Annotated in this window: 22 protein-coding genes; 12 read left to right on the forward strand and 10 right to left on the reverse strand. The window is 68.6% G+C overall.

Annotation, left to right across the window (positions count from 1 at the left end):
- Positions 1 to 264 precede the first annotated feature (264 nt).
- Complete coding sequence (locus QZ294_RS10190) at positions 265 to 1,458, forward strand: glycosyltransferase (RefSeq protein ID WP_297049971.1); 1,194 nt, start codon at positions 265 to 267, stop codon at positions 1,456 to 1,458.
- Here QZ294_RS10190 and serS read toward each other — a convergent pair.
- Positions 1,439 to 2,716: a serine--tRNA ligase gene (serS, locus tag QZ294_RS10195; RefSeq protein WP_297049975.1), complete on the reverse strand. Its 1,278-nt coding sequence runs from the start codon at positions 2,714 to 2,716 to the stop codon at positions 1,439 to 1,441. The two genes, QZ294_RS10190 and serS, sit on opposite strands and share 20 nt — an antisense overlap.
- A 161-nt stretch (positions 2,717 to 2,877) precedes the next feature.
- Between serS and lptE the strand changes: the two genes are divergently transcribed.
- The 4 genes from lptE (at position 2,878) to thiE (ending at position 5,803) form a co-directional block, all read left to right on the forward strand.
- Entirely contained in the window at positions 2,878 to 3,480 is a 603-nt protein-coding gene (gene lptE, locus QZ294_RS10200) for an LPS assembly lipoprotein LptE (RefSeq protein ID WP_297049982.1), read from the forward strand.
- Positions 3,481 to 3,486: 6 nt separating this feature from the next.
- The gene (locus QZ294_RS10205; protein WP_297049985.1) at positions 3,487 to 4,662 is read left to right on the forward strand and encodes a translation initiation factor IF-2; all 1,176 of its coding nucleotides are present in this window, start codon (positions 3,487 to 3,489) and stop codon (positions 4,660 to 4,662) included.
- Positions 4,659 to 5,000 carry a hypothetical protein gene (locus tag QZ294_RS10210; RefSeq protein WP_297049989.1) on the forward strand — a complete coding sequence of 114 codons (342 nt, stop codon included), beginning with the start codon at positions 4,659 to 4,661 and terminating at the stop codon, positions 4,998 to 5,000. The genes QZ294_RS10205 and QZ294_RS10210 overlap by 4 nt, the downstream gene beginning before the upstream one ends.
- A 143-nt stretch (positions 5,001 to 5,143) precedes the next feature.
- Positions 5,144 to 5,803, forward strand: coding sequence for a thiamine phosphate synthase (gene thiE / locus QZ294_RS10215; protein ID WP_297049993.1), 660 nt, complete (start codon positions 5,144 to 5,146; stop codon positions 5,801 to 5,803).
- Positions 5,804 to 5,885: 82 nt separating this feature from the next.
- On the opposite strand, the gene QZ294_RS10220 is transcribed toward thiE, so the two are convergent.
- The 5 genes from QZ294_RS10220 to QZ294_RS10240 form a co-directional block, all read right to left on the reverse strand.
- Positions 5,886 to 6,209, reverse strand: a complete 324-nt coding sequence (locus tag QZ294_RS10220; protein WP_297049997.1) for a hypothetical protein — start codon at positions 6,207 to 6,209, stop codon at positions 5,886 to 5,888.
- Positions 6,210 to 6,227: 18 nt separating this feature from the next.
- Positions 6,228 to 6,833, reverse strand: coding sequence for a hypothetical protein (locus tag QZ294_RS10225; RefSeq protein ID WP_297050001.1), 606 nt, complete (start codon positions 6,831 to 6,833; stop codon positions 6,228 to 6,230).
- Between the two features lie 83 nt (positions 6,834 to 6,916).
- The gene (locus QZ294_RS10230) at positions 6,917 to 8,578 is read right to left on the reverse strand and encodes a glycosyltransferase family 9 protein (protein ID WP_297050008.1); all 1,662 of its coding nucleotides are present in this window, start codon (positions 8,576 to 8,578) and stop codon (positions 6,917 to 6,919) included.
- A gap of 22 nt (positions 8,579 to 8,600) precedes the next feature.
- Complete coding sequence (locus QZ294_RS10235; RefSeq protein ID WP_297050013.1) at positions 8,601 to 9,821, reverse strand: hypothetical protein; 1,221 nt, start codon at positions 9,819 to 9,821, stop codon at positions 8,601 to 8,603.
- A gap of 146 nt (positions 9,822 to 9,967) precedes the next feature.
- Complete coding sequence (locus tag QZ294_RS10240) at positions 9,968 to 10,570, reverse strand: conjugal transfer protein TraT (RefSeq protein WP_297050017.1); 603 nt, start codon at positions 10,568 to 10,570, stop codon at positions 9,968 to 9,970.
- Between the two features lie 227 nt (positions 10,571 to 10,797).
- Between QZ294_RS10240 and topA the strand changes: the two genes are divergently transcribed.
- From topA to QZ294_RS10275, 7 genes are all read left to right on the forward strand, one after another.
- Positions 10,798 to 13,080 (forward strand): type I DNA topoisomerase, encoded by a 2,283-nt coding sequence (topA, locus tag QZ294_RS10245; RefSeq protein WP_297050025.1) that lies wholly within the window; start codon positions 10,798 to 10,800, stop codon positions 13,078 to 13,080.
- Positions 13,067 to 13,777, forward strand: coding sequence for an XdhC family protein (locus tag QZ294_RS10250; protein ID WP_297050028.1), 711 nt, complete (start codon positions 13,067 to 13,069; stop codon positions 13,775 to 13,777). Before topA ends, QZ294_RS10250 begins: the two co-directional genes overlap by 14 nt.
- An 82-nt stretch (positions 13,778 to 13,859) precedes the next feature.
- Positions 13,860 to 14,480, forward strand: a complete 621-nt coding sequence (locus QZ294_RS10255; RefSeq protein WP_297050033.1) for a thioredoxin — start codon at positions 13,860 to 13,862, stop codon at positions 14,478 to 14,480.
- 331 nt (positions 14,481 to 14,811) lie between these two features.
- Positions 14,812 to 15,969 (forward strand): efflux RND transporter periplasmic adaptor subunit, encoded by a 1,158-nt coding sequence (locus QZ294_RS10260; RefSeq protein WP_297050035.1) that lies wholly within the window; start codon positions 14,812 to 14,814, stop codon positions 15,967 to 15,969.
- Positions 15,970 to 16,006: 37 nt separating this feature from the next.
- On the forward strand, positions 16,007 to 19,207 hold the full coding sequence (locus QZ294_RS10265; protein ID WP_297050038.1) for an efflux RND transporter permease subunit: 3,201 nt from the start codon (positions 16,007 to 16,009) through the stop codon (positions 19,205 to 19,207).
- An 8-nt stretch (positions 19,208 to 19,215) separates the two neighbouring features.
- A complete protein-coding gene (locus QZ294_RS10270) occupies positions 19,216 to 20,742 on the forward strand; it encodes an efflux transporter outer membrane subunit (RefSeq protein WP_297050043.1) in 1,527 nt (508 codons plus the stop codon).
- The gene (locus tag QZ294_RS10275) at positions 20,739 to 21,446 is read left to right on the forward strand and encodes a hypothetical protein (protein WP_297050054.1); all 708 of its coding nucleotides are present in this window, start codon (positions 20,739 to 20,741) and stop codon (positions 21,444 to 21,446) included. Before QZ294_RS10270 ends, QZ294_RS10275 begins: the two co-directional genes overlap by 4 nt.
- 184 nt (positions 21,447 to 21,630) lie before the next feature.
- On the opposite strand, the gene QZ294_RS10280 is transcribed toward QZ294_RS10275, so the two are convergent.
- The 4 genes from QZ294_RS10280 to QZ294_RS10295 all read right to left on the reverse strand — a co-directional run bounded on the left by QZ294_RS10280 (position 21,631) and on the right by QZ294_RS10295 (position 24,785).
- Positions 21,631 to 22,008, reverse strand: a complete 378-nt coding sequence (locus QZ294_RS10280; protein WP_297050061.1) for a hypothetical protein — start codon at positions 22,006 to 22,008, stop codon at positions 21,631 to 21,633.
- Positions 22,009 to 22,078: 70 nt separating this feature from the next.
- A complete protein-coding gene (gene gluQRS, locus QZ294_RS10285) occupies positions 22,079 to 23,131 on the reverse strand; it encodes a tRNA glutamyl-Q(34) synthetase GluQRS (RefSeq protein WP_297050073.1) in 1,053 nt (350 codons plus the stop codon).
- A gap of 89 nt (positions 23,132 to 23,220) precedes the next feature.
- Positions 23,221 to 24,165: an NlpC/P60 family protein gene (locus QZ294_RS10290; RefSeq protein WP_297050077.1), complete on the reverse strand. Its 945-nt coding sequence runs from the start codon at positions 24,163 to 24,165 to the stop codon at positions 23,221 to 23,223.
- A gap of 197 nt (positions 24,166 to 24,362) precedes the next feature.
- On the reverse strand, positions 24,363 to 24,785 hold the full coding sequence (locus tag QZ294_RS10295; protein ID WP_297050082.1) for a flagellar basal body rod C-terminal domain-containing protein: 423 nt from the start codon (positions 24,783 to 24,785) through the stop codon (positions 24,363 to 24,365).
- Positions 24,786 to 24,977 lie beyond the last annotated feature (192 nt).

Here is a 24,977-nt window from a genome sequence, read left to right on the forward strand (position 1 = left end):
TTCCTTGCCAGCGCAAAAAAATCTTATTTTTTCGGATCCTTGCGGCGACAGCCCCGCCCGAAGCGGAGCCAAGGGCGGCCAGTGGAAAAAACTCTTTTCCTTGCTGAAAAAACCATAACGTAATTTAATGAGGTCTGAGCCTAGAGCGGTTTCGCAAGGAGACCGCGTAAACGCCCTGGCGCATGCGGGAGCGGACGCCTTTCGCACGCGGACACGGGCCTTCCGGGACAAGCCCGTTTCAGGGTGCGGCCAATGGGGATGGTCATGCGTATTCTTTTCATCGCGCTCCAGCAGGAGGCAGAGTCCACACGGCGGCCGGACGGGGCGCCCGCGGGGACGGACCCCGCGCGCCTGGCGCGCCTTGAAGCCGGGCAGGCCCTCGCCATGGCTGGCTCCCTGCGCGATGGCGGCCGTTTCGCGCCGCTTCTTGTCTGCCGCAAGGGGGGACGCCTGCATGCCGAAGCGCAGGCCCTGGGCCTCCCCGCGCTCGCGGTGGGCGGGGGCGGCGATGTGACGGCCCATGCGCGCCTCTGGCTGTGGCAGCGGCGGCACAAGGCCCTGCTCATCCAGACGGTGGGCGCGGAAGCCGTGGGCCTCGGGCGCCGGGTCCTGGGCATGCGCAAAAAGGGGAGCGCCCTTTTGTCCCATGCCTTTTTCGTGCGGCCGCCCGCGCCGGAATGCTGCCGGAGCCGCGCCATGCGCGCGGCGGCCCGCGTGTTCTGCGGTTCGGAGCATGTGCGGCGCCGCATCCGGGAGATCTGGGAGGGCATGCCTGAAAAGCGGCGTCCGGCCGCCGTTCTGGATATGCTCGCGCCGGGCGTCGCGCTGGCGGACTATCGCCTGGAGCCGGTGGCGCCGGCCGCCGGGGCCGCGCGCCGTTTTGTCTTCGGCATGGGCGAGAGCCTGGCGCCACGTTCCGGCGCTCTGCTCATGGTGCGGGCTATGGCCGCGCTCTGGCAGCGGGACGACCTGCCCCCCTGGGAGGTGCGGATGTTCGGCGCCGGGCCGCGCTTTGAGGAGGTCCTGCGCGAAGCCGCCAGCCTGGGCGTGGCCTCGCGGCTCTGCATCCTGGGCGATCAGGCCCCCACGGACGCCCTGCGGCATTGCGGCGCCTGGGTGGCGCCCGGCACCTCCCCGGAGGAGCTGCCGCAAACGCTCTGGGCGGGCGTGGCGGCGGGGCTACCCGTCATCTGCGCGCAGAGCGCGCTCCACCGCGAGCGCCTTGCCGGCGCCCCCGCGGCAACGGCCCTGCGCGTGGAGGAGAACGATCCCCAGGCCCTGGCGCGGGCCATGATCGGCGTCATGCGGGATGAACGCCTCCGGGCGCGCATGCGCCAGGCCGAAGAGCAGTTCCGGCCATCCATCGGCCTTGAGTGCATGGCGGAACGCTTCCGCGCCTGTTGCGAGGAACTCGCGGGAGACCCCGGAAGCTGGACCCCTACCGCGCCGGCTCGATGACCTCCACGCCATCCATGTAGGGCACGAGCGCCCTGGGCAGGACCACGCTGCCGTCTTTCTGCTGGCCGTTTTCCAGCAGGGCGGCCATGGTGCGGCCCGTGGGCAGGCCGGAGCCGTTGAGCGTGTGGACCCAGGCTGCCTTGCCGCCCCTGGGCTTGAAGCGGATATTGGCGCGCCGCGCCTGGAAGTCCGTGCAGTTGGAGCAGGACGAGATCTCGCGGTAGGTCTTCTGCGCCGGAAGCCAGACTTCCACATCATAGGTCTTGGCCGCGCTGAAGCCGAGGTCGCCCGTGCAGAGCGTGATGACGCGGTAGGGCAGTTCCAGCAGTTCCAGCAGGTTGCGCGCGTGGCCGGTCATCCGCTCAAGCTGGTTGAAGCTGTCGTCCGGGTGGGCGAAACGCACCATCTCCACCTTGGTGAACTGGTGCATGCGGATGAGTCCGCGCGTGTCCTTGCCGGCGCTGCCCGCCTCGGAACGGAAGCAGGGCGTGGCCGCGCAGTAGGCCAGCGGCAGCTGCGCCTCGTCGAGGGTCTCGCCCGCGTGCAGATTGGTGAGCGGCACCTCGGCGGTGGGGATGAGGTAATAGTCCCCCTCGCGCAGCTTGAACAGGTCCTCCTCGAACTTGGGGAGCTGGCCCGTGCCGGTCATGGTGACGCGGTTGACCATGTAGGGCGGCAGCACCTCCACATAGCCCTCGCGCTTCGTATGCTGGTCAAGGAAAAAGTTGACCAGCGCCCGTTCCAGACGCGCGGCCCAGCCCGTCTCCACCACGAAACGGCTGCCGGTGAGCCTGGCGGCGCGGGCAAAATCCAGACCGCCAAGGCGCGTGCCGAGATCGCCGTGTTCCGCGGGGGGGAAGTCGAAGGCGCGCGGCGCGCCCCAGCGCGCCACCTCGGGGTTTTCCGTCTCGTCCGCGCCCACGGGCACCGAGGCATCCGGCAGATTGGGCACGGACAGCAGCCAGGATTCTTCCGCGGCCTTGACTTCAGCCACCTGGGCGTCCAGCGCCCTGATGCGTTCGGAAAGCTCGCCCAGGGCGGCGAAGCGGGCGCTGGCGTCGCCCCCGGCGCGCTTGATGGCCGCCACTTCGTCCGAGGCCGCGTTGCGCTGGCTCTTGAGCGCCTCCACCTCGGCGAGCAGGGCGCGCCGCCGTTCGTCCAGAACGCGGAATTCCCGCATGTCGAGTTTGGAATGCCGCTCGGCGAGCGCTTTTTCCACCATTTCCGGCTGCCGCTGCGCCAGCTTGAGATCGATCATCGTTTCCCCCGCGTCTGCCCGGAGCAGGTTTGCCGCGCGCCGTACCGGGCCTGCGGCGCCGCACGGGATGTAGCATGCGCGCTTCCGCCTTGCAAGCGAGGGCTTTTGTGTGTATTTCTGGAGAAATTCTAGAATGAGTCACCTTTTTCCGTGAGGCAGCCATGAAGCATCGCCGCTCAGCGCCTGTGGTCCTGCTTGCCCTTGTGGGGGCGGTCTTTCTCCTGTCGGCCTGCGGGCCGAGCAATTCCGTGCGTCTGCTCCCGCCGCCGCCGCTGGACGCCTCCGTATTGCCCGCGCCCAACGCGCCCAGCGTGAGCGTGGTCAGCTTTGCGGACAAACGGGTGGATACCGCGTCCATCGGCGTGCGCCGCGACGGCAGCGCCTTCAGCACCACCGGGGATGTGGCCCCGTGGATCAGCCGCGCCCTGGCCGACGAACTGGCGCGCAGCGGTTTTCAGGTTTCGTTTGCCACCAACGTGAGCCAGGCCCGCAGCGGCAATCCCGACTATCTCGTCACCGGCCAGGTGGACGAGGTCTGGCTCAAGGAGAGTTCCTCCACGGAGATCTCCTCCCAGATGCGCGTCAAGTGCACGCTCGCCAACCGCAAGGGACGCCTCTGGAGCGAGTCGTGCAACGCGAGCCAGAGCCGGAGCGGCCTGCCCTCCGGATCCACGGCGGAGGACCTGCTGCTCGATACCCTGCGCGACCTTGTCAAGCCCATGGCCCAGAAGATCGTGCAGACCATCGAGACCAGGAAGCAATAGGTCCCCATGCGCTCCAGGTCCGCGCGCGGGACCGGCGCCTCCGCGCCCCGGCGCCGTTTTCGGCCACCGGTGGCGGGCGCCGTTCTTGGCGTGCTCCTTTGCCTGCTGGCGTGGTTCCCTTCGGGCGCCGGCATCCGCCATGGCGCCGGGGGGCCAGGGGAAGCTGTCGCCGCGTCCGCCCTGTCCGACGTGACCGAGCTGGTACGCAGGCCCTTTCCGCTCATCGTTCCGCTGGAATACCGGTGGGCCAGGGCGGCGGCGTGGCTGTGCGCGCTGGAGACGGCGCGTTCCGGCCTGCCCGCCGGGGCCAGGATCGGGCTTGCCGCTTCCGGGCTTGATGACCGCGCCGGCCTGCTCGCCCTTTGCGCCCGGCTCCACACGCTCGACCACCTGACGCCCGAGGATTCGCCGGAACTGGTGGTGGCCGTGCGGCTCGTGCCCGCGCCGGACGCGTCCGCGGCCATGGTCAGCGCCGTGCGCGAGGCGGATCTGCTTGCCGCGCGGCGGGCGCTCATCCTCGATCTGGAGCGGGAGATGCTGGCGGTGCGCCGCCACTGGCCCGCGTCATTGGCGGAGGCGCGCAGGCGCGCCGTCGAGCTTGAGGCGGCGGCCGCGCGGCTGGAGGCGCTCTGGCAGGCGCTGGCGGCCGCCCGCGCTGCCCCGGGGGGCTGGTTCTGCGCGCCGGAGGCCCTGCCTGCGCTGGAGCGGGCGGCCATGGGCGCGCGGGAGAACGCGGCGGTGTGGCTGCTTCTGGCCGAGGCGCAGATGCAGCGCGACCTGCCGCAGGCGGCGGTGGACTCCGCCGGCGAAGCCTTGCGGCTGCTGGCGCTGGACGGCACGGCGGATCCGGGCGTGGCGCGGCTGGCGGGCCGGGCGCGCTATGTGCGCGCCCTGGGGCACTGGCGGCTGGGGCAGCCCGCTCTGGCTGAGTCCGATCTGGACGCCTCCCTGCGGGCGCCCCGTTCCGAAAGCGCTCCCCAGGGGGAGGAGCTGGCGCGGCGTCTGCGCGCGCGGGGGGCGGTACGCATGCTGCGCCGCGATGTGGACGGCATGTGCGCGGATTTTCTGGCGGCCTGTGGCCTGGGCGACTGCGAGGGTCTGGCCGTGGCCCGGCGGCGCGGATACTGCCGCTCGGGCATGCCCGTGGGGAGCGGCGCGCAAACGGCGGACGGCGCGCCATGAGCCAGCCTGTCCTGCTCAAGGTCTACGGGAGCCTGCATCCGGCGGATGCAGAGACCCGGGACGCCGTGGCCGGGGCCTGCGAGGGGCGCATGCCCGCCGGACAGGAAGAGGCGGTCACGCTGGAGGGCGATCTGCTCCGCATTTCGTTCGAGGGGCTGTATTTCCCGGTGGAGGAGACGCTGGCCGCCGTGGCGGCGCGGCTCACGCCGGAGCGGACGGGCAGGCTCGATGTGCTCGATCTTGAGGCCTGGCGTCTGGAGCGGCATGTTTTCGCAAACGGCCGCATCAGCTCCGGCGCGGCGCCGCTGAACAATGTTCTGGAGTTTTCCGGCCACTAGGCATTTTGCTGAGGAAAATATCTGCAAAACGGATATTTCCCCTCACTTGCCGCTGCCATCATTTCGCGTCCGGAACGCGGCCTGGACGCGCATCCGGCGCGGCGCTGCCGCCCGAAACCACCCCCGGCCCAAAAGGAGTCGCCATGCCGGCCATACTTCCCGGACAGACGGATATTTACGCCCTCACCGACGCGCGCCTTTCCCTGGGCCGTCCCGTGGCCGAAGTGGCCCGCGCCCTGCTGGACGCGGGCGTGCGCCTGCTCCAGTATCGGGAAAAGCGCCTTCCCGCCGGCGCCATGCTGGAGGAATGCCGGGAGCTTCGGCGCATGACCCGGGAGGCCGGGGCGTGTTTCATCGTCAACGATCATGTGGATATCGCCATGCTCGTGGGCGCGGACGGCGTCCATGTGGGCCAGGACGACCTGCCTGTGCCCGAGGTGCGCCGCCTGGTGGGTCCGGACATGATCATCGGCCTGTCCACGCATTCGCCGGAACAGGCGCTGGGCGCCGTGGCCGCCGGAGCGGACTATATCGGCGTCGGTCCTCTCTTCGCCACGCGGACCAAGGAGGACGTGGTGGCGCCGGTGGGCTTCAGCTATCTGGACTGGGTGGTCGCCAATATCCGTCTGCCCTTTGTGGCTATCGGCGGCATCAAGGCGTGGAATGCCGCCGAAGTGGCGGCCCATGGCGCGGACTGCTGCGCCCTGGTCTCCGCCCTGGTCGGCGCGGAGGATATCGGCGCGGCCGTGGCCGAAGCGCGCGCCGCCGTGCGGGCGGGCAAGGCCGCGCGCGGGCGTTCCTGACGACGCGAAGACGGACCACCCGGGCGCAGTGTCCGGATGGTCCGCCGTTTTCGCGTCCCGGTCGGGCGGGGACGGGAGAGCATCATTGCAGGGCGTGGCCCACCGCCTGATGATAGCCCCGGATGCGCCGCTGTTCCCGGCGCGCATGGTTCAGGCTCTGGCGCACGTCGTTGCGCGCGCGGGCGGCGATGTCGCTGAGCTGCTCCTGCAGGCGCGCCTGTTCGAGCAGGCGGCTGCGGTATTCGTCCATGGTTTCCCGGGCGAGCAGGCTCCAGGCCATGCCCGTGAGTTCGCCACGCCGTCCGGCCAGTTCGATGGCTTCCTCATAGTTCGCGTTCTCCAGCGCGGCGCGCTCCTGACGGGCGAGTTCCAGCGCTTCATCGAGCAAGGCGATGCCCTGGCACATAGGGGCCTCCTGTCGGGGCTACTGGCGGCGCATGCCGGCGAGCTGGCGGTGCATGGCCTCGCCAACGGCGCGCCATTCCTCGCACAGGGGCGCGAATTCAAATTCCAGCAGGTCGGCCAGCAGGATCCAGTCCTCGCTTTCCATGACTTCGCTCATTTCCGAGATCAGGTCGGAGAGCTTCTCGCCGCGGGCCACGAATTCCGCGTCCGCGCCGCCGAGATACCGGTCGCGCAGGTGCGAGATCATGCCCATGAAATCACGGGTCACGTCAAGCTCGTCCTGAAGCAGCTCCAGAGCGTCGGCATCCGAAGCCTCGCGGAACAGGCGCGCCACGTTGCGCGCGCCGCTTTCGAGCATCCGCGCCACCTTGCCCAGTTCGCCGGCCATATCCACGGCAAGCTCCTCAGCGGGCTGGGAGCGCACCTCCACGGAAGTGATGCCGTCGCAGGTCATGTCCTCGGCCTGGTGCGGATAGATTTCGGAAAAGCTCTCGTTGTTGACGAAAACGTCGGTCACGATGCGGCCGCTCATTTTTTCGTCATCCATGACAGTGGCGAGCACTTCCTCAAGATTGGCAAAATTGGAAAGCTGCTGTTCACTCCGGCAACCGTCAACGATGATCATGTCTCCCTCCTTGTCCCCACCGGGAAGTATTTGCTGGCGCCATGTGGCGTGTCTTCAATTATGCAATAGCCATGCCATGAAATTCAGAAGCCCGCTTCCGGCATCGCGCCGCCATCGGCCGCGCGGTCGAGGCGCGCCGCGAAGCGGCGCAGATGGGCGGCAAGGATGTGGAGGCAGGGCAGAAGCTCGTCCATGCCGCCGCCGCGCGTCTGCCGCAGTTCGCGCCAGAAGGCGCCCAGGGATGCCAGCGGCGCGCAGGTGTCAAGGACCTGCTGGAGGCGCTCGCAGTTGCGGAGAAAAAGCTGCCCGGCCTGCCTGCTCTTTCCCGTGAGGGCGCCGGCGGCCGCGAGGGCGTCCAGCAGGGTGGACCCTTGCGTCAGGGCCGCCGCGGCCTCCGGCGCATCGGGGAGCGGCGCGCCGGGCGGTTCCTGCCCGTCCTGCGCGCGCGCCGCGCCATCCGTGGCGGAGCCTGCGCCGAGATCGTCAAGAAGCTGACGCCAGAAACGCCGGAGTTCCGCCATCCAGATGCTGCGGGCCTCGCGTTCGTGCCCCGAGAGGCAGCGGACCGCGGCAAATCCGTCCGTGTCGAAGCCGGTCCGCCAGACCCGCATGGCGGCGCACAGTTCCGGGGAGAGTCCCGCCTCCCACCGGCCGGTGTCCAGGTAGCCGAGCGCCAGCCGCGCCACAGGTCCGGCTTCCGGCAGCCAACGGCAGCGCTCCCCCTGCGGGCAGGCGCGGCCGAAGGCGCAGGGATGGCACGCCAGCGCCGGTTCCAGGCAGCAGCAGTCCGCCAGGTAGGGTCCGGTATCCCAGGGCTGGGCCGTGGCGAAAAAGAAGGCGAGGCTCGGCACGCCGAGTCCGGCGGCAAGGTGCATGGTGCCGGTATCGTTGGTGACGAGCAGGCGGCAGCGCCGGAGCAGGGCCGCCAGTCTGGGGATGTCCGTGGCGCCCACGGCATCGGCGAAGGGATGGGCGGCCGCCCGGGCATAGGCGGCCGCCAGCGGCGCTTCGGCGGCCGCGCCCAGAAGGACGGGGCGCGCTCCGGCCAAGCGCCAGAGCTGGTCGCCAAGGGCGGCGAAGCGTTCCGGGGGCCACTGGCGCCGCGTCTCGCTGGCGCCGAGCTGGAAGGCCACATGGTAGGAAGCCGCGGCGCCTTCGCCTGCCGCAAGAAAACTGTCGGCCCAGGCGAGGGCTTCCGCCGGAGGTTCGCGCAGGGCGAAGCGCCTGTCGCCGGGCGCGGCCGCTCCCGCGCCCCCCGGGAGGGGCTGCGCGGTCATGCGGAACATGTCCGCGATATTGAAGGGCGCGTTGAGGCGCTGGCGCGTGGCGACGCCGAGAAAGGTCGCCCACAGGCCGGTGTTGGCGCCGAAGCCCTCGGCATCCAGGCCGAAGCCGAGCGTCTCTTCCGGCCGCGGCGCGAGCAGGCGGCTGAGGAGGCGCGCGGGCAGCGTCGGCGTGAGATTGAGCACCCGGGCGGGCCGCGCCTGCGCGCGCACATGCCGGGCAAAGGCGAGCAGGTCGGCGGCGGCGCCCTGCCATGAGCTGTCGAGTTCCGCCATGAACCTGGCGCCGGGGAAGGTCCAGACCTGGTCCACATGCCGCAGGAGCGGCGTCGCGGGGGCGAAGTTTTCCAGACAGAGCAGGCCGACGCTGCGGCCGCCCGCATGGAGGTCGCTCATCAGGGGCTGGCTCTGCAAAAGGTCCCCGAAGCGCGTCAGGTTGCAGACAAGAACGTCAACGCCCATGTGAGGCTCCGTCGCTCCGCGCTCAGGCGAGGCTGGCGCGCTCCGCGCCGCCGTCCAGCATGTTCAGGGCCAGCTGCTGCTCCTCCCTGAACCGGTTGCGTACGGCCGCCCGCACCTGACTGGTGGAGGAACCGAACTGACCGGCGCGGATCCTGTAGACATTGCTGATGAGCTTGCGCTCGTAGGACGCGTCTTCGGGCCTGCCGCTCAGGTCGTCGGCGCGGTCGAAGATGCGCGCCGCGCCCGCCGGGCCGTGCTGCACGGCGGTGCTCCAGATGACTTCGCGCATGGCGGGCGAAATGGATCCCTCCTCAAGGCCGGTGCGCTGGACGATGGCTTCGAGCGCGGGCCGGTAGTGGCTCTCGCGGATGAACGCCTCCTGAAGCGCTTCAAAGCGCTCGGGCTGCTCGGCGGCGATGGCGCGCCAGGCGTCGGGCATGCCGCCGCGGCGGCTGCCGGTATTGGCCGGCCCGGCCTTGCGGAGACGCTGGGCGATGTCCGGCGCCTCGCCGTCGAGGAAACTGAGGAAGCTCTTCATGCTCCCCACGCGCGAGGCGATCTGGTACTTGCCGTAGGAAGTGCCGCCGGTGCGGTCGTAGCCGATGGCCGCGATGCCGTCGCCGCCGGATTCAAATCTGGCCGAAAGGCGTCCCATGCCGGTCTCTTCCTGGGAACGGGCGGCCTGACGGCTGCGCGTGGTCGCGCCGGCGCCCTCGGCGCGGTTCACGGCGGCGCGGGTATGGATGAAGTCCGCGGGCGTGAGCGCAAAGCCCCGGCCGTTGTTGGCCGCCGCGTTGGTGAGCGAGCGCAGCTGCCGGGCCGCGCCCATGTTGCGGGCGACATCCAGGGCGGAACCGCCGGAAAGCCCCTGCATGAGGCTGTCCATGGCCCGGGTCTGGGAAATGTCCGCCTGGGCCTTGGCAAAATTCCGCGAACGGAGAAGATCGCCCGGGCTGCGTCCGGCCAGGACAGGATTGCGCAGGGGAAGCGTGGTGTTCTCTTCGGGCAGGCGCGCCACCAGGGGACGGATCTGGGCGCCGCGGGCGGCTGCGCCCGCGTTCTGGGCGGGTCCGGCCGCGGCGTCGGCCTTCCCGGCGGCCCTGGCGTCGGGGCGTTCCCCGGCCATGAGCGTCGCAAATCTGGAAGCCTCGGGAGCGCCTTGCGCCTGGAGCCGCCTTGCGGCTGCCGGGATCTGCTGCCGTTGCTCTGCCGGTGGCCGTATGAGCCATGCGGAATATGCCATCGCTTCCTCCTCCTGGCGGCCCATGCCCGCCATGCATACAGGGAGATAGCAAGGAAGATGCCAATGGCGAAAACAGGGAAGCGGCGAGGAGGGGGAACGGCCGGCGGCGCGGGAACGGCGGGCGCCCGCCAAAATGCCGACAGCCGTCAGCGCTGGCTGAGCGCCGCCCCCAGTTCCCGCGCGAGCGCGTCCGCGAAGCTAGCGGGCAGGGCGGCGTGCGGCGGCGTTTCGTGCGGGACGAGCAGGCCGAGGCGCATCTGGCTCGACCCCACGGCGTTGCGGCTGGTGATGTTCTTGAGCCGGGCGCGGCTGGGGCGGCTGTGGCTCGGCACCTTGCGCTGCACCAGAAGGATGTCGGCCAGCAGGCCGGAGGCGCCGCCGCCGGAGAACCGGGCGGGCGTTCCGTATCCTTCTTTCACAAGGGTGGCGAACGTTTCCGGGTCCACCGTGCCTTCATCGAGCAGGGAGACCTGAAGGATGTAGCCGGCTTCGCTGGGTTTTTCCACAAGCTCGACGCGCGCGTTGCCGAGGTTGCGGCCGGCATGGGCGGGCAGGCGCAGGGCGCGGCCCGTCATGTCGCGCACGTCGACATACATCCTGTCCGGCACGTCCCCGTGCTCCATGGGCGTGAGCGCGCCTTCGCGCAGGACGCGGATCTCCGCGTCCACAGCCTCGCGCTGGCGCACGCAGGCGCAGCTCATGGCGAGGATCAGCACAAGAACGGGCAGCAGGAGGAGTCGCGAGGGCATGGCAGTCTCCGGGGAGGGGTCCGTCGTCGGCGCGGACGCCGCGAGGCGGGCATCGGCGGGGCCGCGCGGGGGCGGCCGGACTGTTGCGGCAATGCTCACCTATACCCCACAGCCCCTTTCCTGTCCACCGGGCCGCGCCTCCGGGCGCTCCGCACTTGACGCGGCGGGCGTATGACGTATCTTGCCCCTGCGATCGATGAGGAAACCGCAACCGAAAGGGCAGCAGCATGACCAGGCAACTGATCATCGTGGAGTCTCCCGCCAAGGTGAAGACCATCAAGAAGTTCCTCGGGCCGAGCTATACGGTGCAGGCGAGCGTGGGCCATGTGCGCGACCTGCCGGCCAGCTCGCTCGGCGTGGACGAGTCCCATGACTTCGCGCCGCACTACGAGATCATCGACAAGAAAAAGGATGTGGTGAGCGCCCTGCGCGCCGCCGCCGCCAGGGCGGACACGGTCTATCTTGCGCCCGATCCGGACCGCGAGGGCGAGGCCATCGCCTGGCATGTGGCCGAGCTTATCCGCGACAAGGCGAAGGACATCAAGCGCATCCAGTTCAACGAGATCACCGAGCGCGCCGTCCGCGAGGCCCTGGCCCATCCGCGCGGACTCAACGCCCATCTGGTGGACGCGCAGCAGGCGCGGCGCGTGCTGGACCGCCTCGTGGGCTACAAGATTTCGCCCCTGCTCTGGAAGACCATCAAGCGGGGCATTTCCGCCGGGCGCGTCCAGTCCGTGGCCCTGCGCCTCATCGTGGAGCGCGAGGCCGAGCGCGAGGCCTTCGTGCCCGAGGAATACTGGCCGTTCCATGCCGTGCTGGCCGCGGACGAGCCGCCGGTCTTCAGGGCCGAACTGACGAAGATCTCCGGCAAAAAGGCCCTGGTCCGCAATGCCGGGGATGCCGAAGCCCTGGAGTCCGCCCTGGCGGGCAAGCCCTTCACCGTGGAAAAGGTGGAGGAAAAGGAGCGCGAGCGCGCGCCGCAGCCGCCCTTCATCACCTCCACGCTCCAGCAGGCGGCCAACCAGCGGCTCTCCTACGGGGCCAAGCGCACCATGAGCATCGCCCAGCGCCTCTACGAAGGCGTGGAACTCGGCGACCGCGGTCTCACGGCCCTCATCACCTATATGCGTACGGATTCCACGCGCATTGCCGACGAGGCCCGCGCGGCGGCCAAGAGCTTCATCGCCGAAAAGTTCGGCAAGGAATACCTGCCCGCCCGCGCCCGCATCTACAAGGCCAGAGGCGGTGCCCAGGACGCGCATGAGGCCATCCGGCCCGTGGATGTGACCCTCACCCCGGACATGGTCAGGGAGTGGCTTCCGCCGGAGCAGTACAATCTTTACAGCCTCATCTGGTCGCGCTTCGTGGCCTCGCAGATGGCGTCCGCGCGGTTCCACGACACCACGGCCTCCATTGCCTGCGCCCATACGCTCTGGCAGGCCAAGGGCGAGCGTCTGCTCTTTGCCGGGCATCTCGCGGCCTGGCCGCGCGGCAGGGAAGAGGGGGGCGCGCTCCTGCCGCCGCTTGCGCCGGGGCAGACCCTGCGTCTGGAAAAACTGGAAAAGGAACAGAAATTCACCCAGCCTCCGGCGCGCTACAGCGAGGCGAGCCTGGTCAAGGCGCTGGAGGAACTCGGCATCGGGCGCCCCTCCACCTATGCGGCCATCATCTCCACCCTCCAGGACCGGGACTATGTGCGCCTGGACGCGCGCCGCTTCGTACCCACGGACCTGGGCCGCGTGGTCTGCGCCCAGCTGGTGGAACATTTCGGCCGGCTCATGGACGTGGGCTTCACCGCGCATATGGAGGAAGGGCTGGACAAGGTGGCCGAGGGCGGCGAGAACTGGGTGGATCTGCTGCGCGCCTTTGCCGCGGACTTCAACCCCACCCTGGACGCGGCGGCCAAAAACATGCGCAGCGTCAAGGCGGGGCTGCCCGCGGACATCGCCTGCCCCCAGTGCGGCAAGCCGCTGGTCATCAAGTTCGGCAAGGCCGGGGCCTTCCTGGCATGCACGGGCTATCCGCAATGCCGCTATACGAGCAATTTCGCGCGCAACGAGGACGGCAAGGTGGAGGCCGTGGCGCAGGAAAAGCCGCAGTACGAGAAAGTGGGGCAGTGCCCGCGCTGCGGGCGGGACCTGGTCATCAAGACCTCGCGCACGGGCAGCCGTTTCATCGCCTGCACCGGCTACCCCGACTGCGACTATGCGGCGCCGTTCTCCACCGGCGTCGCCTGCCCCAGATGCGGCAAGGGCAGTCTGGTGGAAAAGAGCACCCGGCGCGGCAAAGTCTTTTTTTCCTGCGACCAGTATCCCCAGTGCGATTTCGCCCTCTGGGACAGGCCCGTGCCCGGTCCGTGCCCCCGGTGCGGCTCGCCGTATCTGGTGGAAAAAAAGCGCCGCGACGGCGTGAAGGTCCTCTGCCCGGTCAAGGGGTGCGGCTTTGTGCGGGACGACGATGACGAGGACGCGGAGGGCGCCGGCGCGGAGGGGACCCATGGACTCCGGTGAGGTGCGGACTCCGCTCCGGGACGTCGCCCCGCTGGCGCTGACGCCGGACGCCGGCGGCGAAGATGTCGCCGTGGCGCCCGATGCGACCGGGGACCTGCCCGTGCTGCTTCTGCTGGGCGACGGTCCCGAGGCCAGGGCCGTGGCCCGCCTGGCGGGAGAGTGCGGCTTTGTGGTCGACATGGCCGTCTGGCCCGCTCCTGGAACGCCGGAAATGGCGCCCCCGGAGACGGAGGCTGGCCCGGAGATGGCCGCGGACCCGGCGGCCGCCGCCGGGACGGAAGCTCCCGGAGCGCCCGGAGCGCCCGGGGCGGATGTCCCGGAGATGCCGGGCCTGCGCCGCCGGATGCTCCTGCTGCCGGACGATGGCCTGGTGGAGCGTTGCGGCATCGGGCGGCGCCACCATGTCTGCATCTTTCCCCCCGATGCGGCCACCGCCCGGCGCGCGCTGGAAGACGTGCTGGCGAGCCATGCCTTTTATGTGGGCCTGTGGGCGACGCGGGCCGGACGCGACCGGATCTGGGCCGAATTGCGCGAGGCGGGCGTGCCGGACGCGGAACTTGCGGCGGTGCGCTGCCCGCTCGGGCTTGGCGAGCTTGCGGTCGGCGCCGCCACCCCTGTGGCCTCGGCGGTGGTCATCCTGGCGGAGCTGCTCGCGGCGCGGGCCGGGAGCCTCCAGCGCTTCCGCCTTGAGGATTGACGGCAACGTCCGGCCGGTTTACTGAAAAGGCATGGCGGCGGAAGGCCGGCACGCCCGGAAGCTTCGGGCCTGAGAGGTGTGGATGGAGTATGCGCTCGGCGCGGTATGCGTCTTTTTTCTGATCTTTCTCCTGGCGGAATCCAGGCGCAAGGCCGCCCGGATACTCCAGGCCGTTGCCGTGGAAAAGAGCAAGATCGCCGACGATTCCGGCATGACCGCGAGCCTCGGCGTCTTTACGCCTGACACGCAGACCACGGTCATCATCGGCGCTTCGGAAGAACTGGGCGTGTTCTATTACCGCATGCTGCGCCAGAGCAAGGTCATCATCCGCAGCCGGATCAATCTCGCCAATCTCGCCCGTGTGGAACTGCTCGTCAACGGACAGCAACTGGGCATCGCCTCGGGTTCGGAACAACTGACCACCTCGCTTCGGGCCACGGAGATCGCCGACAAGACCATCTCCCTGTTTTCCACGGACGCCATCCGCAACATGCAGCGCGCGGGCCTGCGCGTGGTCTTTTTTGACGAGAGCGGCGTCGAGAAAAGCCTGGAGATCACCTCCCTGCGCGCCGAGGACGAACGCCACAGGTTCGAGCGCGTCCAGCTGCTCAAGACCACCATCTGGTGGGTGGCCTTCCTCCAGATGTCGAGCCGCCAGGCCCGGCATGTGCGCGCGCGCCTTTCGCCGGACACGCCGGCGTAGGCGCCTGTTCCTTTTCCGCCTCCCTCCCGGGCATGGGGCGGAGAGGGCCGCGCGGCCCCTTTGGCGCATCGCCGGGCTAAAAATTTTTTCCAAAAATTCCACAGCGTTACGCGCTCGGGATACGTCGATATATCCCCCTGGAATCATTTGCTATTCTGGCAGGCTCCTTATGGCCGCCGGTTGTCGTCTTTCTTGCTTTTTCCCCGCCGATGTGCTTTGTAAACGGTTCCGGCCCGCGCCCAGGCGCCGGTGCCGGACCCGGCGGCGGAGACCCCGCCGGACCATGCCTCTCATGCCTGATTGGCGCGCGCCGCGCGTTCCGGAGTGACCCATGACACGATCCATACATTGCAGAACCACTGTCCTTTCAAGCCTTGTGCTCCTGCTCTGCGTGGCGCTTGCCGCCTGCGGCGACGACAAAAAGGCCGCGCAGGCGCCGCTTGTGCCGGTGGCCGTTTTTGACGTCGTGGCGGCGGACACGCCCTGGCCGGCCGAATTTCAGGCCCAGGCCTCGGGTTCGCGCGCTGTCGAGGTGCGCTCCCGCGTGGAGGCCATCATCGAGAAACGCCTCTATGAGGAAGGGGATTACGTCACGCAGGGGCAGCTCCTTTTCCAGCTGGAGCGCGACCAGTACGAGGCGCGCATGCAGCAGGCCCAGGCGCAGTTCGTCAACGCCGAACGCGAGTGGAAGCGCGTGCGTCCGCTGTATGAGAAAAACGCGGTCTCCCAGAAGGAGCGCGACGCGGCCCGCGCGGCCTATGAAACGGCCAGGGCGGAACTCCGGCAGGCCCAGATCAACCTCGACTACTGCCAGGTGACGGCGCCGGTCTCGGGCTACAGCAGCAAGGAGAACTATACGCCGGGCAACCTGGTGGGCAACAACTCGCTTTTGACCTCCGTCAACCAGACAGACCCCATGTATATCGACTTTTCCATCGCCGCGCCCGAGCGCATGGCGCGCCAGCAGCTGGCGGCGGCCGGGCGGCTGGAGTTTCCGCCCGACGGGCGCTATGCGGCGAAGCTGCGCCTGCTGGACGGCCGCATGTATCCGGGCGAGGGCGAAGTGACCTTCATCGACAGCCAGGTGCAGCCCGGCACGGGCGTCATCCGGGCGCGCGCGGTCTTCGCCAATGCGGACCGGTCCATCATGCCGGGGCAGTATGTGCGGATTTTCATGTCGGGCGATGTGCTGAAAAACGCCGTCCTCGTGCCGCAGAAGTGCGTCATGCTCACCCAGAAGGGCGCCACGGTCATGGCGCTGGACAAGGACGACGTGGTCTCCATCCTGCCCGTGAAGATCGGCGCCACCGTGGGGGACCGCTATCTTGTGGATTCCGGACTCAAGGGCGGCGAGCGCATCATCAGCGAAGGCCAGGTCAAGGCCCGGCCCGGCGCCAAGGTGCGCGTCATGCCGCCCGAGGACCAGCTCCGGCAGATCCAGGAGAAGGCGCAGCAGCAAAACCAGGGCCAGGAACAGGGCCAGCAATAACCGGCCGGGCGCAGGCCGCCGGAAATAGGTACGCGTAATGGCAGCATCAGCCAAACCCAATCTTTTTCTCCGCCGCCCCATCCTCTCCGCGGTCATCTCCATCATCATCACGCTGGTGGGCGCGCTGGCGATGACGGCCTTGCCCGTGGCCCAGTATCCCGAGCTTGTGCCGCCCACGGTCAACGTGAGCGTCAACTATCCCGGCGCCTCGGCCGAGACCATCGCCTCCACCGTGCTCGCCCCGCTGGAGGTGAACATCAACGGCGTGGAAAACATGCTCTACATGAGTTCCACGGCGGCCTCCGGTTCGGGTTCCGGCGCCATCAGCGTCTATTTCTCGCTGGGCACCGACCCGGACATGGCGCTCGTCAACGTGAACAACAAGGTCAACCTCGCCCAGACCCAGCTTCCCGAAGAGGTGCGGCGCCAGGGCGTCACGGTGACCAAGCGCTCGCCGGCCATGCTTCAGGTCTTTTCCTTCTTCTCGCCGGACGGACGCTATGACGAGATCTACCTGCACAACTGGATGCAGGTGAACGTGGTGGACGAACTCAAGCGCGTGGCCGGCGTGGGCGACTGCTCGGTCTTCGGCAACCGCAACTACTCCATGCGTATCTGGCTCCAGCCGGACAAGCTTGCCAAGTACGGCATTTCCACCACGCAGGTGGCGCAGGCCATCCAGGAGCAGAACTCCCAGTTCGCGCCCGGGCGCCTCGGCGAGATGCCCGCCCCGCAGAGCACGCAGCTCACCTGGCAGATCGACACCCAGGGGCGCCTTGTGACGCCCGAGCAGTTCGGCGAGATCATCATCCGCACCGGGCCGGACAGCGCCATGCTGCGCCTCAAGGATGTGGCCGACATCCAGCTCGGCGGCCTGGATTACAGCGTTTCGTCCAAGTTCAACGGCATGGCCGCCTGCATGGGCGCCGTCTATCTTTTGCCGGGCGCCAACGCCATCGCCACCGGCGACCGCGTGACGGCACGGCTCAAGGAGATCGCCCACACCATGCCCGACGGCATGGAATACGAGCTTGTGGTGGATACCAACGACTTCGTCATGGAATCCATCCACGAGGTCATCAGCACGCTCTTCGAGGCCATGATCCTGGTCTTCATCGTGGTCTATGTCTTCCTGCAGAACTGGCGCGCCACGCTCATCCCGTGCATCGCCGTGCCGGTCTCCATCATCGGCACGTTCGCGGGCCTGTATGCGCTCGGCTTTTCCATCAACACGCTCACGCTGTTCGCCATGGTGCTGGCTATCGGCCTGGTGGTGGACGACGCCATCGTGGTGCTGGAAAACGTGGAACGCATCATGAGCAGCGAGCACCTGCCGCCCAGGGAAGCCACGGCCAAGGCCATGAACGAAATCACGGCCCCGGTCATCGCCATCGTCTTCGTGCTCTGCTCGGTCTTCATCCCCGTGGCCTTCATGGGCGGCCTCGCGGGGCAGATGTACAAGCAGTTCGCCATCACCATCTCGGTCTCGGTGACGCTTTCGGGCATCGTGGCGCTGACGCTCACGCCGTCGCTCTGCGCGCTTCTGCTCAAGCCCCATGCCGCGAACTATGTGCCGCCCAGGGCGTTCACCTGGTTCAACTACACCTTCGGCAGGATCACCCACGGCTATCTGCGGACGGTGCGCTTCCTCAAGGACAACGGCGTCAAGTCGCTCCTTCTGGTCGCTGTCATGTGCGGCTGCATCGTCTGGCTCTTCAAGGTGATCCCCGGCGGACTCGTGCCCAACGAGGACCAGGGCTACACCCTCGGCATGGCGATCCTGGACGACGGCGCCTCCCTCAAGCGCACGGAAGTGGTGGGCGAGGTCATCAAGGACCAGGCGCTCAAGGACCCGTCCGTGCGTATCCTCGCCAACATCAACGGCATCGACATCACCACGGTCTCGGTCAAGAGCAACTACACCACCTTCTTCACCACGCTCAAGCCCTGGAGCCAGCGCAAGGAGAAGTCGCAATCCGCCGAGGCCATCACCCAGAAAATGATGGCCGTGACCATGATGCAGCCCGAGGCAGTGGTGCTGGGCTTCATGCCGCCGCCCATTTCCGGCATGAGCACCACCGGCGGTTTTGAAGGCTATATCCAGATGCGCGGCAATGGCACCATCTATGATCTGGAACAGCAGGCCAACGCCTTCGTGACCGAGGCCCTGAGCAGGAATGCCGACGGCACGCCCAAGTATCCGGCCATCGGCAGCGTGCAGAACCTGTTCTCCACCGGTTCGCCACAGCTCTACGCCAATCTGGACCGTGAGCGGTGCAAGGACATGGGCGTCAATATCAGCGACGTCTTCACCACCATGAGCGCCACCTTCGGCGGCCTGTACGTCAACGACTTCAACTACATGGGCCGCACGTTCCAGGTGCGCATGCAGTCCGAGGCGTCCTACCGCCTGCTGCCCGAAGACCTCTCGGATGTCTATGTGCCCAACAACAAGGGCGAGATGATCCCGCTCACCGCGCTCATGACTCTGGAGCGGCGCACGGCGCCCCAGGTGGTGGAACGCTACAATGTCTTCCCGGCGGCGCATGTCATGGGCAACCCGGCGCCGGGCTATTCCTCCGGCCAGGCGCTGGCCGCCATGGAGGCCGTGGCCGCCACCCTGCCCAACGACTACGCGCTCGGCTGGGTCGGTTCGGCCCTTCAGGAAAAGCTCGCCAGTTCGGACACCACCATGATTTTCGTGCTCGCGCTGGTCATGGTCTTCCTGATCCTCGCGGCGCAGTACGAGTCCTGGTCGCTGCCGCTGGCGGTGCTCACGGCCGTGCCCTTCGGTGTGTTCGGCGCCCTGGTGGCGACGTATTTCCGCGGGCTGGAGAATGACGTCTATTTCCAGGTGGCCCTGGTGACCATCATCGGCCTTGCCGCCAAGAACGCCATCCTGATCGTGGAGTTCGCGGTGGAGGCGTGGCACAACGGCCGCAGCCTTGATGTGGCGGCCATGCAGGCCGCGCGTCTGCGCTTCAGGCCCATCATCATGACGTCGCTCGCCTTCATCCTCGGCTGCGTGCCGCTGGCGATCAGCTCGGGCGCGGGCGCCAACAGCCGGCACTCCATCGGCACGGCGGTCATCGGCGGCATGCTGGCCGCGACCTGCATCGCCACGCTCTTCATCCCGTATTTCTTCAAGGTCATCATGCAGCTCTCGCTCAAACTGCGCGGCAAGACAGACCCCAACGCCGGCAAGGGCAGCGTGGACGAGGAGGTTGAGGATCTATGAGTTTCCCCGTGAAACGGGCTGTTCTGCCCGCGCTTTGCCTGGGCCTCGTCTGCATGCTGGCGGCCTGCTCCCTCGCGCCGCGCTATGAGCGTCCGGAGCAGGATATCCCCGCGGAATGGCGCTCGGTGGATCTCGGCTCCGCACCGCTGGACACGGACTGGTGGACGCGGTTCAACGATCCGGTGCTCACGGCCCTCGTCAATGACGCCCTTGCCAGGAACCAGGATATCGCCGAATCCCTGGCGCGCATCGACGCGGCGGCGGCCCAGGTGGGCGTCGCCACTGCCGCCCTCTTCCCGCAGGTGAGCGGCGCGGGTTCGGCCATGGCCCAGGGCGCGTCGGAAAAGGGACCCAACACCATGCCGTTCGATCAGAGCGGCATGTCCCGCTGGACCACGCAGTACCAGGGCGCGCTTTCCGCCGGCTGGGAGCTTGATTTCTGGGGCAAGTACCGCAACCAGCGCACCATGCTGAGCGATGTGCTGATGAACAGCGTCATCAGCCATGAGGCGTTGCGGCTCTCCGTGGCCGGGCAGACGGCCCAGGGATACTTCGCGCTGCTCGCCCTGGACATGCAGCTGGAAACGGCGCGCCGCACGCTCAAGAGCCGGGAGGAATCCTTCGGCATCTACACGAGCCGCTACGAACAGGGCGACATCACCGAGCTTGACTGGCAGCGCGCCCGCGCGGAGGTGGAAACGGCCCGCGCCCAGGTGCATACGAGCACCGTGGCCGTGGACCAGGCCGAGGCGGCCCTGGCGGTCCTCATCGGCCGTTCGCCGCGCGAGATCATCAACAGCGCCATGCCCCGCGGCCATGATATCGGCCGCCTGCCCGCGCCGCCGGTGCTTCCGGCGGGCCTGCCGTCCGAACTGCTCATGCGCCGCCCCGACATCCGCGCCGCGGAATACCTGATCATGGCCTACAATGCCAATATCGGCGTGGCGCGCGCCCAGTTCTTCCCCTCCATCTCGCTCACGGGCATGCTCGGGACCCTGAGCGCGTCGGTCGCCAATCTGTTCACCGGGCCGGCCGCCACATGGAACTACGGGGCCACCGGCTCCATTCCGCTGCTCGATTTCGGCAACAACTGGTACAACCTCAAGGGCGCCGAAGCGCAGAAGCGCGCGGCCGAGGCGGCCTACCGCAAGACCGTGCAGACGGCCTTTCAGGATATCCGCACCTCGCTCACGGCCCAGCGCGAAGCCGGCGCCATCGTGCGCAGCATGCAGATCGAGGTGGACAGTCTGCGCCGCGCCACGGAGATCGCGCGGCTCCAGTACGACAACGGCTATACGGATTATCTCACCGTGCTGGATGCGGAACGCCAGCTTTTCGCCGCCGAGCTTCAGCTGGCCTCGGCCCTGCGTGACCGGCTCAATGCCGTGGTCGGCGTCTGCATGGCCCTGGGCGGCGGCTGGGCGGACCCCGGCGCCACCCCGGCATTTCCCATCGTGGATACGGAGCGGCTGCTCGAAGCGGAAAAGGCTGTGGGCGTGCCGGGCGCCGGAACCGGCGCGGCCGCGCGGCCATGAGCAGGGAAAAGCCCGGCGCAGGCCGGGTTTTTCCGTTTTCGGGCGCTGGCGTCCGCGTCCTGCTGGCCCGCGCGTTGCTGGGGGCGGTGTTCTGCGCGGCGCTCGGCGCGCCGCTGTGGGCGGCGCCGGACACGGTCCTGGGAAAGGACGGCCAGCGGCAGCAGACGCGGAACGGGGCGCTCCACGGGCAGCCGTGGGCCTTTGGCGCGTCCGAGGACAGAAAGGCCGCCCTCTGGCAACGCGGCGTCCCCGCCAGGAGCCTGAAGCAACGGGCGGTGTCCTCCGCCGCCAGGGGAGCGTTCGGCGGCGTGACCGCGCCGCGCAAGGGTCAGGCGGCGGACGGCGCCATGAATACCGGGGCCGGCATCGACCGCGCGCTTGCCACCGCGCGGTCTGGAACAGGGGAGCGGAACGCGGCGCGCGGCGCACGGCCGAAAGGGGGCCTGGGCCTGCGTATGGAAAACGAGACGACCACCTGGAACGTCACACCCATGCGCGAATCCCTGCGGCCCGACGAGGTGCTCGCGCGCGACAGCCGCCATGTGGTGCGCGCCTTTGCCGATATGGAACCCACCGACGACCTCAGCATCAGCGTGGGTCCGGAACTCATCCTCAAGGACGAACAGCGCGGCGCCGAAAGCGCGGGCGCCAGCCAGCCGGACTCCGCCCTGGGCCTGGGCATGCAGTTCAAGCTGGATTTCTGAAGCCGACAGCGGCCCTCCGCAGCATTTCCGCATAGTGGCGCGACATGCGAATATTCGCGCGGCCCCGGGAAACGGGAAAGACGCCGAACGCCGTGGCGGGGCGCGGCAAAGGAGAGGCCTTTCCGCGCCGGCGGCGCATGTCCGCGAGGGCCGAAGCGGAAAGACCGGAAAACGCGGCGCCCTGTCAGCGCCGAGGCGTGAGCAGGAACGGGATGAGGTGGGTCTCCGCATCGACCTCTTCGGTGGGGCCGAGTTCCCACACGGGTTCGCCCTGCCAGCCGAGGCGTCCGGCCACGGCCCTGGCGACGCCCGCCACGTCAAGGACGGGATGGCGCTGGAACACCTGCGGCAGGCCGTAGGTCAGGCTGCACTTCAGGCACTTGCCCGGCCGCTGGCGCAGCTCGAAGGCCAGCCGCGCCTCGTCGTCCTTCACATCCAGCGGCACAAGGCGGATGTCATAGGCGCCTTCCTCGGCGCCGCCGAAGAGCGCGTCAAAAAAGGCATCCGTGCGCTCCGGGGGAAAGATCTCGTCCAGAAAGTGCTGATCCGGGGTTTCCGGCATGGGAAGCTCCTTGGGCTGGGTGGTTCCAGTGCGGACGGCGGCGCGGTCCGCAGCCGGGAAACCCGGGGATTTACCCCCCGGCTCCCGCCAGGCTGTCCATGTCGTTTTCCATAACCCGCAAATCTTCGCGGGGCAAGGCGTCCGGCGAAAAGCGGCCCACCAGTTCCCAAGGGCGCGCCGCGCCGCCGCCCGGGTTGATGCCCGCCAGTTTTGCGAGAAAGCCGACGATCCGTTCCGGGCGCGCGCCCCTGGCCCGCAAGGCCGCCAGCGACAGGCTGGCGTGACGCTTGGCGAGGCGTTCGCCCGTGGCGTCCAGCAGGAGCGGGATATGCGCGTAGCGGGGCGTCCGCAGCCCCAGAAAACGCATCACAAGCAACTGGCGCGGCGTCGAGGGCAACAGGTCCCGCCCGCGCACGACCTCGGTCACGCCCATGCGGCCGTCATCCACGGCAACAGCAAGCTGGTAGGCCACCACCCCGTCCGAGCGCCGCAGGGCAAAATCCCCGCCAAATTCCCCGGGGCTGAAGCTGCATGGTCCCATGACCGCATCGGTGAAGGAAATGCTCTCGTCGGGGCAGCGCAGCCGCAGGGCCGCATGGTGCCCGGCGGCCAGCCGCCGCCGCTGCTCGGCGGCGCCGAGAGTGCGGCAGGGGTCCGGCCGTTCCGGGCCTTCCTCGCCCGGATGGGGGGCCGAGGCCAGCAGCCGCAGCTCCCTGCGGCTGCAAAAGCAGGGATAGGTGTGTCCCGCCGCCTCCAGCCGCGCAAGGGCTTCGGCATAGACGGGGGCGCGCTGGCTCTGGACAAACGGGCCGCAGTCCGGGGCCAAGGCGGTGGGGGCGCATCCCGGGCCGGCGTCCCAGTCAAGGCCGAGCCATGCCAGATCTTCCAGAATGGCGGCGGCGAATGCCGGGCGTGACCGCTGCGGGTCCAGATCCTCCATCCGCAGGAGGATGCGGCCGCCACGGCCGCGCGCCGAAAGCCAGGCCAGCAGGAAGGCCCAGGCATTGCCCAGGTGGAGCAGCCCCGTGGGACTGGGGGCGAGACGCCCCAGAGGGGGGAGGTCGTCCGTGAAGTCCACGGGCACGGCGGTGCCGGCAGCGGGCGCCTGGCTACAGACAGTCATGCGTCCCCCTCACCGGCGCTGATGCGAAAAAACGCGGCGGGGCCGCGTTTTTTCGTTGCCCCCGGGGGCGGGAAAACAGCGGATGCGGTTCAGGAGCGGTTCCTGCCGTTCTTGCCATGCAGGGCGGAGACGGTCTTGTGGGCGCTCTTTTTGGGCGCCGGCTTGGCGGCATGGCGCGCCGCGCGGGAGGCCCTGGTGTTCTGCGCCACGGCCGAGACCTTGCTCTTGCCGCTTTTTGCGCCGGTCGTGACGGCGGCGCTCCTGCCGGACGTCTTGTGCGCGGAAGCCACGCTTTTGGCGGTTTTGCCGGACTTTTTGGTGAGGCTCTTGGTGTTCTTGGATTTGCCGGTGGCCTTCGTCACCCTGGAACTCTTGGCGGCGCGCTGCGCCGTGACGGACTTTCCGGCCTTGGCGGAGGCGGCGGCGACGCTCTTGCCGCTCTTCCGGGTGGCCCGGGCTTCGGCATAGGCGCCGAGGCGGCTTTCCGCCTGGGCCACGAGATTTTCGCCGTTGCCGAGGGTCACGCGGCGCGCGCCGAGCAGGGTCTTGCTGAAATAGGGGTCGGAGAGGGAATTGATCCGCACGCGGGTGCGTTTGCGGGGGCTGTGGATGAATTTGCCGTCGCCCACATAGATGCCCGTATGATAGCCGCGGCGGGGATGGCGGAAGGCCACGATGTCGCCGGCGCGCATGTCTTCGATATTGGTGATGCTTTCGCCGACAACGGACTGCTCGCGCGCGGTGCGGGGGAGCTGGACGCCCACATTCTTGAAGGCCCAGCTCACGAAGCCCGAGCAGTCAAAGCCGCCGGGGGTGGAGCCGCCGCGCACATAGGGGGTGCCGATGGCCGAACGGGCGTGCTGGAGCAGTTTCTGCCCGGCAAGCTCCTGATCTTCGTCCAGGCTGGCCTCATAGGAGTGGAGAAAGCGTTCCGCGCGCGCCTGTTCGGCGGCTTCGCCGCTTTTTTGCGCGGCACAGCCGAAAACAAGGCCACACCCGAGGACAAGCGCACACAGGTTCAGACATTTTCCCATCCGTTTTCTCCCCCCTGCAAAAAAAGAACGACCCCGCACGCGGAACCACGGCCCGCCGGGCGGGCGCATACAAACTCAGGAGACCCCGCGCGTCTGTTCCTTCGCGGAAAACACAGCGCCACGGCAGGAGCCGCTGCCGCCGCGGGTGCGGACGGCCGGGCGCGTGACCGGGCGTGACCGGAAAGACCGTCGCGGGATCAGGCTTTTATATTCAGCAAGGTGCCGAGCATGTCGTCAGCCGTGCGCACGGTCTGGGCATTGGACTCATAGGTGCGCTGGGTGATGATCATACGGGGCATTTCTTTAGCAAGTTCCGTGCCACTTGGGCGCATCGCTTCCGGCGGCAGCCCGGCCGCGGCGGAGACGTCGCCGGATGCTCCCGGCCTGTCCGGCGCGGATACCGCGCCCCCCAGGGGCGGCTCGCGGAGGACCGTGTCCAGCGTGACGCCCCGGCCGCCGGGACCGGTGGCGAAGAGCGCGCGCTGCGGCGTGAAGCCGTCGGTGGAGACATTGGCGACATTATGCGCGCTGACGGCCATGCCCCACGAATGGGCCTGCATGGCGCCCGCGCCCATATAGAGGGCAGAGCTGATGCCGCCGCTGCCGGAAACGCCGTCCATGATGTACTCCTGAAGATGGGTCTAGCACAAATGCGGACATCTGCAAAGACTTTTTCCGGGGAGCTTCGCGCCCGGCAGGCGAGGACGGGCCGCGCCGTCGTCATCGGCGGGACGGGGCAGGCCCCGGGGCGCCGGGGCGGGCTTGCCATCGGGCGCGGGGCGGGGTACTCATGAGCAGGGCGCCGTCCGGCC

It is taken from the genome of uncultured Desulfovibrio sp., from assembly GCF_910584445.1.
GTDB lineage: Bacteria > Desulfobacterota > Desulfovibrionia > Desulfovibrionales > Desulfovibrionaceae > Desulfovibrio.